Genomic DNA, 15,550 nt, shown 5'->3' on the forward strand with positions numbered 1-15,550 from the left:
CCCCACGGCGCTTCGGTTGTGGTGGTAGGGGGTTGTCCACAGGCGCGCCGAGCGGCGTCTTCGGCACCCCGGATGGGGCATCCTGGAAGAGTCGGTCCGATCCGGGCCGACGCACGCGGCCGGTGTGGGGAGAAGTTCGTGAGTGTCGCTGAGCAACCACCTGAAGAGGGCGGATACGAGCGCACCCCACCCCACGACATCCAGGCCGAACAGAGCGTTCTGGGCGGCATGCTGCTGTCCAAGGACGCCATCACCCAGGTCGTCGAGATCATCCGCTCCGCCGACTTCTACCGCCCCGCGCACCAGATCATCTACGACAGCGTCGTGGACCTCTTCTCCCGGGGCGAGCCGGTCGACGCCATCTCGGTCAACGCCGAGCTGACCAAGCGCGGCGAGGCCACCCGGGTCGGCGGCGCCCCCTACCTGCACACGCTCACCGAGGCGATCCCCACCGCGGCGAACGCGGGCTACTACGCCAAGATCGTCTCGGACCGCGCGGTCCTGCGCCGCCTGGTCGAGGTCGGCACCCGCATCGCGCAGATCGGCTACGCGGGCGACGGCGAGGTGGACGACCTCGTCGACCACGCCCAGGCCGAGATCTACAAGGTCGCGGAGAAGCGGACCGGCGAGGACTACGTGGTCCTCGGCGACATCATGCCCGGCGCCCTCGACGAGATCGAGGCGATCGGCGCCAACGACGGCAGCATGACCGGTGTGCCCACGGGCTTCGCCGACTTCGACGCCCTCACCAACGGCCTCCACCCCGGCCAGATGGTGATCATCGCCGCCCGCCCGGCCGTCGGTAAGGCCCTGGCCCTGGACACCCCCCTGCCCACGCCGGAGGGGTGGACGACCATGGGGGAGGTCAGTGTCGGTGACGAACTGCTCGCCGCCGACGGGACCCCGACCCGGGTGGTGGCGGCCACCGACGTCATGCGGGACCGCCCCTGCTACGAGGTCACCTTCGACGACGGCACGGTGGTGGTGGCGGACGCCCAGCACCAGTGGCTGACCGACACGCGAGCCTCGCGCCGAGCGGCGCAGGAGGCCCGGGCGAGTGGTGGCGCCCCCCGGGTGCTGCCCGGCGTGCGGACCACGGAGGAGATCGCCCGTACCGTGCGTCTGGAGACCGCGGACCGGAGACTGAACCACTCGGTGAGCAACACCGAACCCTTGGAACTGCCGGAACGGCGGCTGCCACTGCCGCCCTACTTCCTGGGCATGTGGTTGGGGGACGGGGCCTCCCACTCGGCGCGGATCACCACCGTCGATCCGGAGGTCCTCACCAACATCGAGGCCGACGGACTGGTGACCAAGCCGGTGGGGAACGCTTCGTGCACCTACGGTGTCTTCCTCCCGGCGGAAGAGGTCGAGGTCGCGGAGAAGACCTGCGTGGTCTGCGGGGCCAGCTTCGTCCCGAAGTTGCCGCACGTGCGCACGTGCGGCCAGTCCTGTGGCGGGCGGGCCCGCTTCGTGTCGGAACCGGTTCCGCACACCAGTTGCCCCGACTGTGGCCGGACCTGCTTCTCCAGCGTTCGTTGCCGTCAGTGCCAGGACGGCCACGGGAGCGTCCAGGCCCTGCTGCGGACCCTGGGCGTTCTGGGCGACAAGCACATTCCCGCGGCTTACCTGCGTTCGTCGCTCGCTCAACGCCGGGCACTCCTGGCGGGGCTCCTGGACAGCGACGGAACCGTCAACGCGGCTGGGTCGGTCCAGTTCGCCGTCACCAACGAGCGCCTGGCGGCGGATTTCCGGGAGCTGGCCCACAGTCTGGGGTACCGCACAGGTCTGTCGACCAAGCGGGTCAGGGGGCGCTCGGAGGAGAGCTCGACCTGTCACACCGTGACCTTCGGTTCCGAGCGGGAGGTCTTCGGTATCGAACGCAAGCGGGCCGCGCACCGGGAGCGGTCCGCCGGGCGGGCCTACTCCCGCGTCGGAACGAGGTTCGTCACCGACGTTCGCCCGATCGACGGTGTCCCCGTGCGGTGCGTCCAGGTCGACCACCCGGACCACCTCTTCCTCGCCACGCGTTCCATGGTGCCCACGCACAACTCGACCCTGGCCCTGGATTTCGCGCGGGCCGCGTCCATCAAGAACGAGATGGCGTCCGTCTTCTTCAGCCTGGAGATGGGGCGCAACGAGATCGTTATGCGTCTGCTCTCCGCCGAGGCGCGGGTGCCGCTGCACACCATGCGGTCCGGTCTGATGACCGACGAGGACTGGGCCCGGCTGGCCAGACGGATGGGCGAGGTGGCCAGCGCGCCGCTGTTCATCGACGACTCCCCGAACATGTCGATGATGGAGATCCGGGCCAAGTGCCGCCGCCTCAAGCAGCAGCACGACCTCAAGCTGGTGATCGTCGACTACCTCCAGCTGATGAGCTCACCCGGCCGGGTGGAGAGCCGCCAGCAGGAGGTCTCCGAGATGTCGCGTTCGCTCAAGCTCCTCGCCAAGGAGCTCGAGGTGCCCGTGGTGGCGCTGTCCCAGCTGAACCGTGGTCCCGAGCAGCGCACCGACAAGCGCCCACAGGTTTCTGACCTGCGCGAATCCGGGTCCATCGAACAGGACGCGGACATGGTGATCCTGCTTTACCGCGAGGACGTGCACGACAAGGAGTCCCCGCGCGCGGGCGAGGCCGACATCATCGTGGCCAAGCACCGTAACGGCCCCACCGCCGACGTGACCGTGGCCTTCCAGGGCCACTACAGCCGCTTCGTCGACATGGCCCCGGGCTAGGCCGATCCGGCCAGCCCCGAGCGGCATCCTTCCGGTGGGCGCCGTTCGTGCGGCACCGCCTCCTTGACGGACGGCCCTTCGTGGGGGAGCGGGCCGGGTGGACCATGCCGCGCTGATCTCGGTGAGTACGGGGCGTGACCTTGGGTGGCTGGATGCGCCCCTTCGGTCACGCCCCGTTGTATCGGTCAATCCATTAGTCGACTTATGGGCTAGCCGTAATGTCGACAAAGAGACACGTCGACATTACTCTGCGGAGTCGCTGGTCACGGCCCCCTCGCGGAGCTCCAGACGGCGCCCGGTGAACCGCTGGCGCGCTCTCCGGTCGTGCGTCACCAGGAGCAGGGCGCCCGTGTACCGGGACAGCGCCTCCTCCAGTTCCTCCACGAGACCGGGGGAGAGGTGGTTGGTCGGCTCGTCCAACAGCAGCAGGTCATGGGTGCCCGAGGTCAGCCGCGCCACCTCGATCCGGCGGCGCTGCCCCACGGACAGCGAGGCCACCGGCTGGTCGAGGTCGCCGCCCCGGAACAGTCCGAGCGCGGCGAGTTCGTCCCGGTACTCCTCCGGAGGACCGGGACGCCCGGCCGCGTAGGCCTGGAGCACGGAACGACCCTCGGGTACCGGGGCGTCCTCCTGGCGCAGGAGTCCCACACTGCGGGGCAGCGCCACCCGGCCGGAGTCGGGGACCAGCTCCCCGGAGAGCACCCGGACCAGGGTGGTCTTGCCCGCCCCGTTCGGGCCGGTGACCAGGACTCGTTCGCCCTGGGCCAACGACAGCGCGCCGACCTCCAGCCGATGGTCCACCCGGACCCGCTCCAGCTCCGCGACCGGGGCGTCCTCCGGTGCCGGGCCGACGAACTCGGCTGTCATCCGGAGCGGGACCGGTGGCGGCGCCACCGGATGCGCGGTCAGCCTGGCCATCCTCTCCTTGGCGTTGCGGATCCGGCCCATCGACCCGTGCGCCGCCCCACGCAACCGGAAGGCCCCGTGCCCGAAGGCGGCCTTGTCCATCATGCGCGGGATGGCCCGCAGCGCGGCGATGTTGTTGTCGGCCAGGCGTCGCTGCCGGGCCAGGTCCCGCTTCCAGTCCTCGTGCTCGCGGGCCCAGCGCGCCCGCGCCGCCGCCTTGGCGGCGAGGAACCCGTCGTACCCGTCGCCGTACCTCCGGACCCGGTGCGTGTCCGCGTCCACCTCCAGCACCGTGTCGGTCACCGCGGCCAGGAAGGCCCGGTCGTGGGTGACCGCGACGACCGTGCCGCGATGGTTCCGGAGTCGCGCCTCCAACCAGGCGACCGCGTGGTCGTCGAGGTCGTTGGTGGGCTCGTCCAGCAGGAGGAGTTCGGGTGAGGCGGCGAGGGTCGCGGCCAGCGCCAGCCGTGAACGCTCTCCGCCGGACAGGGTCCGCAGCGGCCGGTCGCGGTCCAGTGAGGGCAGGCCCAGGCCGTGCAGCCCGATGTCGACACGTGTGTCGGCGTCGTAGCCGCCGCGCGCCTCGAACTCCGCCAGGAGGTCGCCGTAGGCGTCCAGGTCCCCGGGGGTGGCGCCGCCGAGGGACGCCTCGGCGGCGTGGACACGCGCCTCCAGGACCCTGAGGTCCCGGAGCGCCTGGTCCACCGCGTCGGCGACGGTGCCGAGCGGAACCCCGTCGGAGACCCGTTCCAGCGTCTGGGGCAGGTAGCCCACGCCGCCCGGGGCGCGGGCCGTGAGCTCCCCGTTGTCGGGGTCCTCCACGCCCGCGAGGAGACGGAGGAGGGTGCTCTTGCCGGAGCCGTTGTCCCCGATCACGCCCACGCGTTCGCCAGGGGCGATGGTGAGGCTGACTCGGTCGAGGACCGTCTGGTCCCCGTAGCGTTTGGTGATCTCGCTCAGGGCGAGTTGGGAGCGGTGTCGCATGCCTGTTCCGAGCATGGGTCCTCCTGTTCTGCGTGGTTCCTGGGAAGGCCACGGAGCGCAGGGGCGGCCCGGTGTTTCGGTCATGGGCGCACAGGTGTGCTGATGGACCGGAACTCGGAAGAAAGGAGGCTGCCCGTGCGCGACCGCGGTGTGGGGACGTCGACGGAGCGGGCCCGGACCGCGGTGCGGTGGGGCGCGTGCTCGGAACGTGGACGTCCGGCGCGGGTCACAGGTGGATGTACAGCCTCATGTGCAAGACGATACGTCTCGTTGCCGAGGCCGTCAAGCCCTCCGGGTGAGACGGGGATCACCGGGGAGGGGCGCCCGAGAGGCTAAATAGAGACGTCCACATCTGGATTTATGGTCTTGCCGATTTATCGACATAGCGACGAAGGGGCTCCGGAGCGTGAGCGGTCCGGGCATGACGAAGGGCCGCCCGCGTGGTGCGGGCGGCCCTTCGTGAGCTGTCGTCGTCGTGGCCTAGAGCCAGCGGGCCTCGGGCCGGGTGCGGCCACGGTCGTCGGTGACCAGGACCCAGTGCATGATCGGGTGCTCCGAAGTGGTGTCGGTGTCCTCTTGGTCCGTGCGCGGACGCGGGACCAGCGCGGGTTCGGGGGCCAGGCCGGAGAGTCGGCGGCTCGCCGCGGTGGACCGGGTGCGCCGAGGGGTGGTCGCGGAGTGAGAGAGGTGCGGGCCGTGCTCGGTCCTGCGTGCCATGAAGCCCTCCTCGTTTCCTTATCAGATGACCCAAGTTAACCCTATGTTCACCTTCGAGTCAATTGGGTTCCTTCGTGGCGCGTCCGCTGCGCAGGGCCCGAGCCTTGGTTCGGGCTCCAAGGTGAACGGGAGGTGAACGAAGCGGTAACTGGTTCGTACCCGCGGCGCGCCCGGTTCACTCCGCTCCCGGACACGAAGAAGCACCCGCCGCTGGGGCGGGTGCTCCGTGAACGTCCGTGGTCGGCGCGTCCGGCTACTCCTTGAAGATCAGTCCCACGACCTCCAGGTAGAGCTGCTCCGGGTACGGGATGAAGGCGATCTTGCTGAGCGCCTGGTCCTGACCGGCGGACTCCATCACGAAGGTGCCGTAACCCAGGAAGCGGCCGATCAGCGTCCGCTCGAACCGCATGTCGGTGACCTTGCCCAGCGGCATCATGTTCACCTGCCGGGTGATCAGCCCCGTGGTCAGCAGCAACCGCGCCGACGTGATCACGAAGTAGTCCACGGACCACTCGGCGACCCGCCAGACGAACCACACCAGTACGAGCAGCCACAGCCACCACACGAGGGCCAGGGTCGCGGCGCTGTTGGCGCCGATCGTCTGACTCAGGATCGCCGCGAACACCAGGGCCGCCAGGACCGCCCCCACGGGTCCGATGAGGACCGCGGGGTGCCGACGGATGGTCACGACGTCCTGCTCGTGCGGCAGGAGATAGCGGTTCACCGATGCCGGAGCCGCGTTGCTTGAGGCTACGAGCTTCATGAAACCCGACCCGTCCCCGCCTACGACAGCAGCGTGTTGACGAACCGGGACATCGACTCGGCGCCGCCCACCAGGAGATCCAGTCCGCTCTGGATCACGCCGGCCGCGCTTTCAGGTTGCGTGAGCAGATAAAACGCCACGAAACCGATGAGCGCGTAACCGCCCCATTTCTTCAACTTCGCCACGACTGACTCCCCTTGGAATCCACCTGACCCACCAACCCAGCAGCGATTGTCGCACCGACCATCTTGCCCGTAAAGCCTGAAGCGCACTCTCGGCGTGGCGGTATGTCGGACGTTCACCCCTTGCGGGCTGTGTCCGGTTTCGGTGGTGTTGGTAACCGAGTGACTGACGGTCCGGAAAGAGTTCCCGTTCTGACGCAGGTCAGGGCGGTGGAATCGGGGCGCGGTGCCGTTCCTCTCCGTGCTGGGAACAGGGCACGGGGCCCTCGGCCCGGCTCCGGAGGAGGGGTCACCGGTCCGTGAGGGCGGGTGACGGAGAGCCAGGTTCTTCGCGAGCCGAAGAGGCGAGTAGTGCGCGCCCGAAACCGATACGGGAGTGCCGCGTGGGCTCTAGCGCTGTTCCGCGAAGGCCAGGGCGAGTACCTGGAGGTGCTGCCGGGCGATCCGCTCCACGAGGTCCGGGGTGGCCCGCCCGGTCACGTCCTGGGCGCCGTGTCTGGCCGCGTCCACGCACCGCGAGACGGTGGAGGAGTGGTGCACGTCGGAGAACTCCGACGACAGGCGGTTGACGACGGGGCTGAAGTGCGCGTCGCGGGCGGCCTGGGCGGTCGAGGGGGAGGTGTTCTCGGGCATCTCACTCCTTGGGGCTGCGGGGCTGCGGGGGCGGAACAGCACGGCGCGTGTACGGCTGGGGGCTTTGAGTAGCCACTGGAGGGTTGCCGGAGCGCCGCGCCGGAAACGGGCGGCGACGTTCGGTTATCAGTGGGCTGAGCCCCTTGTGGGGTGGTTTCGGCCTGGCAAGTGCACCCGGTTACGGGTAGTCAGGAACCATGATCACTCTAATCTGTTACGTTCCAATCTCGAAATGAATTCGGCTAATGCAACACCGTGTCGGTAGCCCTCCGGGCAAGCCAGCTCCACCTGGGGAGACACCTCGGGGTGAGGGTGCGTGATGGGACCAATGCCCGATTTTCGGGCGTTCATTCACCCCAGCAGAAAAAGAGCCGAAAAAGCGCCCAACCGGTGATCCGGTTGGGCGCTCGTGCCGCGCGTCGCGGGGTTCTGGTTCAGGAGCAGCCGTACAGACGGTCGCCCGCGTCGCCCAGTCCCGGGAGGATGAAGCCGTCCTCGTTGAGGCGCTCGTCCACTGCCGCCGTCACCACGCGCAGCGTGGCGCCGTGGTCGTCGGGCAGGGTTTCGGCCAGTTTCTGCTCGACGGCGACCAGGCCCTCGGGCGCCACCAGCAGACAGATCGCGGTGATGTGGTCGGCGCCCCGCTCCACCAGCAGTTTGAGGGCCGCGGCGAGGGTTCCGCCGGTGGCGAGCATCGGGTCCAGCACGTAGCACTGGCGGCCCGACAGGTCCTGGGGGAGGCGGTCGGCGTAGGTGGCGGGCTGGAGGGTCTCCTCGTCGCGCGCCATGCCCAGGAAGCCGACCTCGGCCGTGGGCAGCAGACGGGTCATGCCGTCGAGCATGCCGAGTCCGGCGCGCAGGATCGGGACGACCAGCGGCGTGGGGCGCGTCAGCTGGGTGCCGGTGGCCTCCACGAGCGGGGTCTGGATGGTGACCTCTGTCACGCGGACGTCCCGGGTCGCTTCGTAGGCGAGCAGGGTGACCAGCTCGTCCGTCAGCCGCCGGAAGGTCGGTGAGTCGGTCCGCACGTCGCGCAGGGTGGTCAGCTTGTGCGCGACCAAGGGGTGGTCGACGACCAGGGTTTCCAAAGCGTTCTCCGGGTGAGCTGGGATAACGGGACGGTGGATGGGGAGAGGGGCCTGCCCGAGTCTAACCGCGCGTATCACCCGAACCAGGGCTCCCCACGGCCCCCGCCTCCCCTTCCGCTCTCCCCCGGTGGCGTCGGGTGGGAAACAGGTGCGCACGGGTTCGGTCACGGGGGCGCGGTGAACCCGTGTCTCGTGAGAGCGTTAGGGCGTTCCACGGCGGACGAGGGACCACGACGCAGTGAGGGTGATCGTTACCATGGCACTCGCACGGGCGGGCCGGGCTCCTCTCGTCCGCACCGAAACACCGTCCGGGTTGGGGTGACGATGACAGTGCTCGATCATGGTGACGACGACTCGGGTGACTTCGCGGCCGTCGCGTACAGGGAAGAGGAGTACTGGGACGTCGACCTCCTCCCGATCGCGCTGACACACGATCTCAAGGGGCTCATCCACGCCCTGCGCCAACAGCCGAGCATCAGCGGATCCCTCGGGCTGGTGTCGGTCGGCGACGACTTCTTCATCATCGTCCGGGTGTACGGCGAGGAGGTCTCCCTCTTCCTGTCCGACGTGACCGCCTCGGTCGACTGGCAGGTGGCCCGGGACGCCCTGGACTACCTGGACATCGACCTCCCGGAGGACGACGACCTCGACCAGGTCCTGCCCGCGGGTGACCTGTCCGTGGTCGCGGACCTGGGCCTGGACGAGATGGAACTGGGCGCCCTCGCGGGCGACCTGGACCTGTATCCGGACGAGGTCCTCGCGAGCGTGTCCGAGCGTCTGGGATTCGCCCAGGCCTTCCAGCGTGTCCTGGACGGTATGGGGTAGGGCACGCCTGGAAGACCACCAGGGTAGAGATCAGGAGGGCACGCGGTGTCGACCTTCGCAGCCGTCTTCGCTCCGAACGGCAAGACGTGGCGGGGTACTGAGGTCGATCTCGGTGACGTGGATGCCATCGACGACATCACCGACCTCATGCTGGACCTCGCCACGGACTGGGGCAGCGAACTGACCCTTCTGTTCGTGGACGCGGACGACGAGTGGTTCGCCGTCGTCCGGATGGACGAGTCGGATCCGGATCCGAGGGTGTACCTCTCGGACGGACGGGTGGTGCACGACCACCCGCTGGCCGGAGTGCTCTCCGAGGCGGGAGGGCTCGGCGCCTCGCAGCCCGCCGAGAGCGCGGGATCCCGCCCCGATCCCCGGCCCGACGGTGACGGGCGACTCCTCACCGACCTCGGGGTGACCGAGGACGAGCTCGCGGACCTGTCCGTGGGCGGCGGCGTCCTGCCCGGTGACGTGATCGCGATCATCGCGGAACGTTCGGGGTTCGCCGACGTCCTCGACCCGATGAGGCTGTGACCGGGTGACCGGCCTGCCCGAACTCGACCGGCACGTGGTCGACGAGGCGATGCTGGCCGCCCTGGCCGAGGCCGAGCTGGCCCTGGCCACCGACGACGTCCCGGTCGGCGCCGTGGTGCTCGGCCCCGACGGCGCCGTGCTCGGTCGGGGCCACAACGAACGCGAGGCCACCGGAGACCCGACCGGCCACGCCGAGGTGCTCGCGCTGCGCGCGGCAGCCGAGGCGCACGGCGAGTGGCGCCTGTCCGGGTGCACCCTCGTGGTCACCCTGGAGCCCTGCGTGATGTGCGCCGGGGCCACGGTGCTCTCCCGGGTGGACCGGTTGGTCTACGGCGCGCGCGACGCGAAGGCGGGCGCGGTGGGATCGATGTGGGACCTGGTCCGGGACCCGCGCCAGAACCACCGTCCCGAAGTCGTTCCACCCGATCTGATCAGCCGCGACATCGCTGACCGGTGCTCGGATCTGCTGATCGGGTTTTTCGCACGGCGCCGCGTCCGGTAGAGTACCTCTCGGTGGATTCGCCTAGTGGCCGATGGCGCCCGCCTCGAAAGCGGGTAAGGGGCAACCCTTCGAGGGTTCAAATCCCTCATCCACCGCCACCAGCCGCCCCCGGCACAGCCGGGGGCGGCTTTTTGGTGCGCCCGTCCTTCGCGCACACCGGACGGCTCGTGCGCCCTGCGCTTCGTGCGGGCGCTCGCCTAGGGGACCGGATCGCCCTCGGGGCCGGGGCCGGTCAGGTCCGCGATGGCCCCGTCCAGCCAGGTCACCCAGAAGAGCTCCAGGTCGATGCCGCCCCGGAGCACCAGCCCCTGGACCCGGTCCCGTTCGGTCCCGTGCCCGCGCGCGGCGTCGCGCCGCTGGAACTCCCGGTACTCCGCCAGACGGGCGGCGTGCAGCGCACGGTGGCGGCGCAGCTCCTCGACCAGGTCGGCGCCGACCCCCACGACCCCCGCCGCGCGCAGGCGCAGCATCAGCGGGTCGCGGAGGGCGCGCGGCTCCTCCTGCTCGCCGACCCAGCGCCCCAGCTCCTCCCGGCCCGGGACCAGCACCTCGTACTCCTTGCGCTGGCCCCGGGTGGGCGAGTCCGTCGGCAGCGCCCGGATGAACCCCGCCTTCTCCAGCTTGCCCAGCTCCCGGTAGATCTGCTGGTGGGTGGCGGACCAGAAGTACCCGATGGAGCGGTCGAAGCGCCGGGTGAGTTCCAGTCCGGAGGAGGGTTTCTCCAGCAGGGCGGTCAGGATCGCGTGGGGCAGGGACATGAGCGCATTCTAGGTAGGGGCTACAGGGCGGCGGCCAGCTCGGTGCCCTGCTTGATGGCGCGCTTGGCGTCCAGTTCGGCGGCCACGTCGGCGCCGCCGATCAGGTGCACGGCGCGACCGGCGGCGGTGAGCTCGTCGGCCAGGTCGCGGCGCGGGTCCTGACCGGCGCACAGCACCACGGTGTCGACGGCGAGCACGCGCTCCTCACCGTCCACGGTCACGTGCAGGCCCTCGTCGTCGATGCGTCGGTAGTCGACGCCCGCGACCATCTCCACGCCCCGGTGGCGCAGCTCCAGGCGGTGGATCCAGCCGGTGGTCTTTCCCAGGCCCTTGCCGACCTTCGAGGTCTTGCGCTGGAGCAGGTGCACGGTGCGCGGCGGGGCGGTCCGCTGGGCCGTGCCCAGGCCGCCGCGCTCCCGGTACTCGGTGTCCACGCCCCACTGGCGGAAGAACGTCTCGGGGTCCTGGCTCGCGCCCTCCCCGCCGTCGGTGAGGAACTCCGCCACATCGAAGCCGATGCCGCCCGCGCCGATGATCGCGACCCGTTCACCGACCTCGGCGCCGCCGCGCAGCACGTCCACGTAGCTCACCACGCTGGGGTGGTCCGCGCCCGGGATGGCGGGGGTGCGCGGGGTGACGCCGGTGGCGATCACGACCTCGTCGTACCCGTCGAGGTCGGCGGCGGTCACGGTGGTGTCCAGGCGCACGTCCACGCCGCGCTTGTCCAGCTGGACGCGGAAGTAGCGGAGGGTCTCGTCGAACTCCTCCTTGCCGGGCACGCGGCGGGCCATGTTGAGCTGGCCGCCGATCCGCGAGGCGGCGTCGAAGAGGGTGACGGTGTGGCCGACCTCGGCCGCGGAGACGGAGAAGGCGAGGCCGGCGGGGCCGGCGCCGACCACGGCCACGTTCCTGCGGGTCCGGGTGGGGGAGAGGACCAGCTCCGTCTCGTGGCAGGCGCGCGGGTTGACCAGGCACGAGGTGATCTTCAGGTTGAACGTGTGGTCCAGGCAGGCCTGGTTGCAGCCGATGCAGGTGTTGATCTCCTCTGCCCGGCCCGCCTCGGCCTTGGCCACGAAGGCGGCGTCGGCGAGCATCGGGCGGGCCAGCGAGACCATGTCGGCCTGGCCCTCCGCGATGATCCGTTCCGCGACCTCGGGGGTGTTGATGCGGTTGACCGCCACCAGCGGGACGGTCAGCTCCTTCTTGAGGCGCTGCGTGATCCACGTGTAGGCGCCGCGCGGCACGGAGGTGGCGATGGTGGGGACCCGGGCCTCGTGCCAGCCGATGCCGGTGTTGATGATGTCGGCGCCCGCGGTCTCGATCCGCCTGCCGAGTTCGACCACTTCGTCGTAGGTGGAGCCGTCGGGGACGAGGTCGAGCATGGACAGCCGGTAGACGAGGACGAACTCCGCGCCCACCCGCTCGCGGACCCGGCGGACGATCTCCAGGGGGAGGCGGACGCGGTTGTCGAAGGAGCCGCCCCAACGGTCCTCGCGCTTGTTGGTGGCGGGCGCGATGAACTGGTTGATGAGGTAGCCCTCGGAGCCCATGACCTCGACGCCGTCGTACCCGGCGCGTTGGGCGAGCTCGGCGCAGCGGGCGAAGTCCTCGATGGTGCGCTCGATCTCGTCCTCGGTGAGGGCGTGCGGCACGAAGGGGCTGATGGGGGCCTGGAGGGCGCTGGCGGAGACGGACTCCTCGCTGAAGGCGTAGCGGCCGGTGTGGAGAATCTGCATGGCGATCCGGCCGCCCTCGCGGTGCACGGCCTCGGTGATGAGGCGGTGCTGGGCGACCTCGTCGTCGTTGGTGAGTTTGGCGCTGCCGGTGAAGGTGGCGCCCTCGGGGTTGGGGGCGATGCCGCCGGTGACGATGAGGCCGACGCCGCCGCGCGCGCGTTCGGCGTAGAAGGCGGCCATCCTCTCGAAGCCGTGGGGGGCCTCCTCCAGGCCGACGTGCATGGAGCCCATGATCACGCGGTTCCTGAGGGTGGTGAAGCCCAGGTCCAGGGGTTCCAGAAGGTGGGGGTACTCGCTCATGACCTCTCCTCGCGGCGTGCCTCCGGCCGGTGTCCTGCCGGCCCGCCTTTATTATGCAACAAGTTGCACAAAGAAGCGCGAGGCACCCCGGGCCACCGCCGCCCGGGGCTCAGACCACCACGGGCAGGGGGACCGGGCGCTTTGCGGTGCGGCCGTCCCCGGAGGAGCGCCCCCGCAGCCGACGCACGACCCACGGGCCGAGGAACGACCCCAGCCACCGCACCTCCGACGCGGCCGAGCGGAACACGCCGGGAACCGAACGCTCCGGCAGCGGGTCGGCCCAGCTCTCGTCGCTCCCCGGGATGCCGAGCGCGTGCGCCACCGCCCCGGCGATCCTCCGGTGCCCCTCGGGGGAGCAGTGCAGCCGGTCGACCCCCCACAGGCGGCGGTCCGTGGCCACCTCGTACGCGGCGGTGTCCGCCACCGCGACCCCGTGCCGACCAGCAGCCTCCCGGACCCGCTCGTTGAAGTCCAGCACCCGCGGCACCAGGGGTCGGGCGAGCGGGGCGATGCGGGCGATGTCCGGGAAGGTCAGCGTGGCCACCCGCGCGCCGACCCCGATGAGCTCCGCGAACATCGTCTCCAGGTGGCCCACCACCTCGTCCGCGTCGTACCCGGGCCGGATGAGGTCGTTGACCCCGGCGAAGACCGTCGCCACGTCCGGACGCAGCTCCAGGGCGTCCTTGAGCTGGCCCTCGTGCACCTGCCGGGCCAGACGGCCGCGCACCGCGAGGTTGGCGTAGTCCACCCGCGCCCCGGTCGCGGCCAGGCGCTCGGCGAACCGGTCCGCCCACCCCCGGTACCCGGACTCCTCGTCGCCGTCCCCGATCCCCTCGGTCTGGCTGTCCCCGAGGGCGACGTACCGCAGATTCCCGTCCAACCTCATGTCCCGCACCTTTCCTGGGTGTCAGCGAACAATACTCAACAAAGCGACTATTCACCTTGTTCACCACCCGGCTTCGGGTCAACCCCTCGAACCGGTCCGGATTCGGCATGGCCGCGACCACGAGCGTGGCGGTCCGGCACTTCCGGCCGGGGCGCTCCTAGCGTGGGCCGGGGGCGACACGTCCGGCCCCCGGTCGCGCCGTGCCCCGGGAGGGTCCCTTGAGCAGGAACACCGTCGCCGAACAGCTGGTCCGCACCCTGGTCGCGGCGGGGGTGACCCGCATCTACGGCGTCGTGGGCGACAGCCTCAACCCGGTGGTGGACGCCGTCCACACCACCGACGGCATCGAGTGGGTGCATGTCCGCAACGAGGAGGCGGCGGCGTTCGCGGCGGCGGCCCAGGCCCAGATCGACGGGAAGCTGGCCGTCTGCGCGGGGTCCTGCGGCCCCGGCAACACCCACCTCGTGCAGGGCCTCTACGACGCCCAGCGCAGCGGAGCCCCCGTGCTCGCGCTGGCCTCCCACATCCCCTCGCGCCAGATCGGCACCGGCTTCTTCCAGGAGACCCACCCCGAGCGGCTCTTCGGTGACGTCACCGAGTTCCGCGAACTGGTCTCCCACCCGGACCAGATGCCCCGGCTGGCCCGGATCGCCGTCCAGCACGCCCTGGGCACCCCCGGCGTGGCCGTGCTCGTCCTGCCCGGCGACATCGCCGGACGCAGGGCGACGGGCCCCGCCGACACCAGCCCCGTCGCCGCCGGACGGGCCACCGCCTGGCCCAGTGAGGACGACGTCCGCGAACTGGCCCGGCGGATCAACGAGGCGGACACGGTCGCCCTGTTCTGCGGCGCCGGGGTACGCGACGCCCACGAGGAGGTCATGGCGCTCGCCCGGCGGGTCAACGCGCCGGTGGGCCACACACTGCGCGGCAAGGAGTGGATCCAGTACGACAACCCGTACGACGTCGGCATGATCGGCCTCCTCGGCTACGGGGCCTGCTACGACGCCCTCCAGGAAGCCGACCTCACGGTGCTGCTCGGGTGCGACTTCCCCTACGACGACTTCCTGCCCAAGGACAACGTGGTCCAGGTGGACCACGACCCGCGCAGGCTCGGCCGCCGTGTCCCGCTCCGACTCGGCGTGCAGGGGGACGTCGCGGCGACCCTGCGGGCGGTGCGCCCCTCGGTCCGGTCCAAGGAGGACGACACCTTCCTCAGGGACGTCCTCCGTCGCCACGAGCGCGCCCTGACCAAGGTCGTGGACGCCTACACGAAGAACATCGAGCACCACACCCCGATCCACCCCGAGTACGTGGCGAGCGTCCTCGACGCCCTGGCCCCGGACGACACCGTCTTCACCGTCGACACCGGCATGAACAACGTGTGGGCCGCCCGGTACCTCACCCCGAACGGCCGCCGCAGGGTGATCGGCTCCTTCACCCACGGCACCATGGCCAACGCCCTGCCGCACGCCGTCGGCGCCGCCTACGCCGCGCCCGACCGCAAGGTGGTGTCACTGTCCGGGGACGGCGGCCTGAGCATGCTCCTCGGCGAGCTCATCACCGTCCATCAGCACGACCTCCCGATCACGACGGTGGTGTTCAACAACTCCTCGCTCGGCATGGTCCGGCTGGAGATGATGGTGGACGGGATGCCCGCCTTCGAGACCGACCACGCGCCCGTCGACTACTCGCGGATCGCGGAGGCCATCGGTATGCGGGCGATCCGGGTCGAGGACCCCCGGGACGTCCACGACGCCCTGCGGGACGCGCTGGCCGCCCACGTGCCCGTGCTGGTGGACGTGGTCACCGACCCCAACGCGCTGTCGATGCCCTCCCGGATCACCGCCGACCAGGTCACCGGCTTCGCCCTCTCGGCGGGCCGCACGGTCCTGCGCGGCGGGGTGGGGTCGATGATCGACCTCGCCCGCTCCAACCTGCGCAACATCCCCCGGCCCTAGCCGATCCGTCGACTCGTCGACGCATCGCCCTGTCGACATGGC

14 protein-coding genes and 1 tRNA gene are annotated in these 15,550 nt (G+C 70.5%); 6 read left to right on the top strand and 9 right to left on the bottom strand.

The window, feature by feature from the left end:
* The first annotated feature begins 138 nt into the window (after nucleotides 1–138).
* Nucleotides 139–2,736 carry a replicative DNA helicase gene (gene dnaB / locus ACFW3L_RS02315; RefSeq protein ID WP_378735458.1) on the top strand — a complete coding sequence of 866 codons (2,598 nt, stop codon included), beginning with the start codon at nucleotides 139–141 and terminating at the stop codon, nucleotides 2,734–2,736.
* Nucleotides 2,737–2,979: 243 nt separating this feature from the next.
* On the opposite strand, the gene abc-f is transcribed toward dnaB, so the two are convergent.
* The 6 genes from abc-f to upp all read right to left on the bottom strand — a co-directional run bounded on the left by abc-f (nucleotide 2,980) and on the right by upp (nucleotide 8,009).
* Entirely contained in the window at nucleotides 2,980–4,626 is a 1,647-nt protein-coding gene (gene abc-f / locus ACFW3L_RS02320) for a ribosomal protection-like ABC-F family protein (protein ID WP_378736160.1), read from the bottom strand.
* Between the two features lie 480 nt (nucleotides 4,627–5,106).
* Nucleotides 5,107–5,343 (bottom strand): hypothetical protein, encoded by a 237-nt coding sequence (locus ACFW3L_RS02325; protein ID WP_378735460.1) that lies wholly within the window; start codon nucleotides 5,341–5,343, stop codon nucleotides 5,107–5,109.
* A 253-nt stretch (nucleotides 5,344–5,596) separates the two neighbouring features.
* Complete coding sequence (locus tag ACFW3L_RS02330; protein ID WP_378735462.1) at nucleotides 5,597–6,106, bottom strand: PH domain-containing protein; 510 nt, start codon at nucleotides 6,104–6,106, stop codon at nucleotides 5,597–5,599.
* A gap of 20 nt (nucleotides 6,107–6,126) precedes the next feature.
* Nucleotides 6,127–6,291, bottom strand: coding sequence for a hypothetical protein (locus tag ACFW3L_RS02335; protein ID WP_017545737.1), 165 nt, complete (start codon nucleotides 6,289–6,291; stop codon nucleotides 6,127–6,129).
* A 387-nt stretch (nucleotides 6,292–6,678) separates the two neighbouring features.
* A complete protein-coding gene (locus tag ACFW3L_RS02340) occupies nucleotides 6,679–6,921 on the bottom strand; it encodes a hypothetical protein (RefSeq protein WP_378735465.1) in 243 nt (80 codons plus the stop codon).
* A 434-nt stretch (nucleotides 6,922–7,355) separates the two neighbouring features.
* Complete coding sequence (gene upp / locus ACFW3L_RS02345; protein ID WP_378735467.1) at nucleotides 7,356–8,009, bottom strand: uracil phosphoribosyltransferase; 654 nt, start codon at nucleotides 8,007–8,009, stop codon at nucleotides 7,356–7,358.
* Between the two features lie 324 nt (nucleotides 8,010–8,333).
* Here upp and ACFW3L_RS02350 point away from each other — a divergent pair, with 324 nt between their 5' ends.
* The 4 genes from ACFW3L_RS02350 to ACFW3L_RS02365 all read left to right on the top strand — a co-directional run bounded on the left by ACFW3L_RS02350 (nucleotide 8,334) and on the right by ACFW3L_RS02365 (nucleotide 9,968).
* On the top strand, nucleotides 8,334–8,834 hold the full coding sequence (locus tag ACFW3L_RS02350; protein WP_378735469.1) for a tRNA adenosine deaminase-associated protein: 501 nt from the start codon (nucleotides 8,334–8,336) through the stop codon (nucleotides 8,832–8,834).
* Between the two features lie 45 nt (nucleotides 8,835–8,879).
* Nucleotides 8,880–9,368: a tRNA adenosine deaminase-associated protein gene (locus tag ACFW3L_RS02355; protein ID WP_378735471.1), complete on the top strand. Its 489-nt coding sequence runs from the start codon at nucleotides 8,880–8,882 to the stop codon at nucleotides 9,366–9,368.
* A 49-nt stretch (nucleotides 9,369–9,417) separates the two neighbouring features.
* Nucleotides 9,418–9,870 carry a nucleoside deaminase gene (locus tag ACFW3L_RS02360; RefSeq protein WP_378736162.1) on the top strand — a complete coding sequence of 151 codons (453 nt, stop codon included), beginning with the start codon at nucleotides 9,418–9,420 and terminating at the stop codon, nucleotides 9,868–9,870.
* A gap of 10 nt (nucleotides 9,871–9,880) precedes the next feature.
* Nucleotides 9,881–9,968 (top strand) — tRNA-Ser (locus ACFW3L_RS02365).
* 99 nt (nucleotides 9,969–10,067) lie between these two features.
* Here the strand turns inward: ACFW3L_RS02365 and ACFW3L_RS02370 are convergent.
* The 3 genes from ACFW3L_RS02370 to ACFW3L_RS02380 all read right to left on the bottom strand — a co-directional run bounded on the left by ACFW3L_RS02370 (nucleotide 10,068) and on the right by ACFW3L_RS02380 (nucleotide 13,550).
* Nucleotides 10,068–10,628 carry a PadR family transcriptional regulator gene (locus ACFW3L_RS02370; RefSeq protein ID WP_378735473.1) on the bottom strand — a complete coding sequence of 187 codons (561 nt, stop codon included), beginning with the start codon at nucleotides 10,626–10,628 and terminating at the stop codon, nucleotides 10,068–10,070.
* A gap of 20 nt (nucleotides 10,629–10,648) precedes the next feature.
* Nucleotides 10,649–12,664, bottom strand: a complete 2,016-nt coding sequence (locus tag ACFW3L_RS02375; protein WP_378735476.1) for an FAD-dependent oxidoreductase — start codon at nucleotides 12,662–12,664, stop codon at nucleotides 10,649–10,651.
* Between the two features lie 109 nt (nucleotides 12,665–12,773).
* Entirely contained in the window at nucleotides 12,774–13,550 is a 777-nt protein-coding gene (locus ACFW3L_RS02380; protein ID WP_378735479.1) for an SGNH/GDSL hydrolase family protein, read from the bottom strand.
* A gap of 218 nt (nucleotides 13,551–13,768) precedes the next feature.
* On the opposite strand from ACFW3L_RS02380, the gene ACFW3L_RS02385 reads away from it, so the two are divergent.
* On the top strand, nucleotides 13,769–15,508 hold the full coding sequence (locus ACFW3L_RS02385; protein WP_378735481.1) for a pyruvate dehydrogenase: 1,740 nt from the start codon (nucleotides 13,769–13,771) through the stop codon (nucleotides 15,506–15,508).
* Nucleotides 15,509–15,550: the final 42 nt, after the last annotated feature.

Source organism: Nocardiopsis sp. NPDC058789, from assembly GCF_042745575.1.
Classification (GTDB): Bacteria; Actinomycetota; Actinomycetes; order Streptosporangiales; family Streptosporangiaceae; genus Nocardiopsis; species Nocardiopsis eucommiae.

Coding starts and splice junctions, on each gene's coding strand:
- abc-f (WP_378736160.1), bottom strand. CDS start 4,626: ATGCGACACCGCTCCCAACTCGCCCTGAGCGAGATCACCAAACGCTAC.
- ACFW3L_RS02325 (WP_378735460.1), bottom strand. CDS start 5,343: ATGGCACGCAGGACCGAGCACGGCCCGCACCTCTCTCACTCCGCGACC.
- ACFW3L_RS02330 (WP_378735462.1), bottom strand. CDS start 6,106: ATGAAGCTCGTAGCCTCAAGCAACGCGGCTCCGGCATCGGTGAACCGC.
- ACFW3L_RS02340 (WP_378735465.1), bottom strand. CDS start 6,921: ATGCCCGAGAACACCTCCCCCTCGACCGCCCAGGCCGCCCGCGACGCG.
- ACFW3L_RS02350 (WP_378735469.1), top strand. CDS start 8,334: ATGACAGTGCTCGATCATGGTGACGACGACTCGGGTGACTTCGCGGCC.
- ACFW3L_RS02360 (WP_378736162.1), top strand. CDS start 9,418: ATGCTGGCCGCCCTGGCCGAGGCCGAGCTGGCCCTGGCCACCGACGAC.
- ACFW3L_RS02370 (WP_378735473.1), bottom strand. CDS start 10,628: ATGTCCCTGCCCCACGCGATCCTGACCGCCCTGCTGGAGAAACCCTCC.
- ACFW3L_RS02375 (WP_378735476.1), bottom strand. CDS start 12,664: ATGAGCGAGTACCCCCACCTTCTGGAACCCCTGGACCTGGGCTTCACC.
- ACFW3L_RS02380 (WP_378735479.1), bottom strand. CDS start 13,550: ATGAGGTTGGACGGGAATCTGCGGTACGTCGCCCTCGGGGACAGCCAG.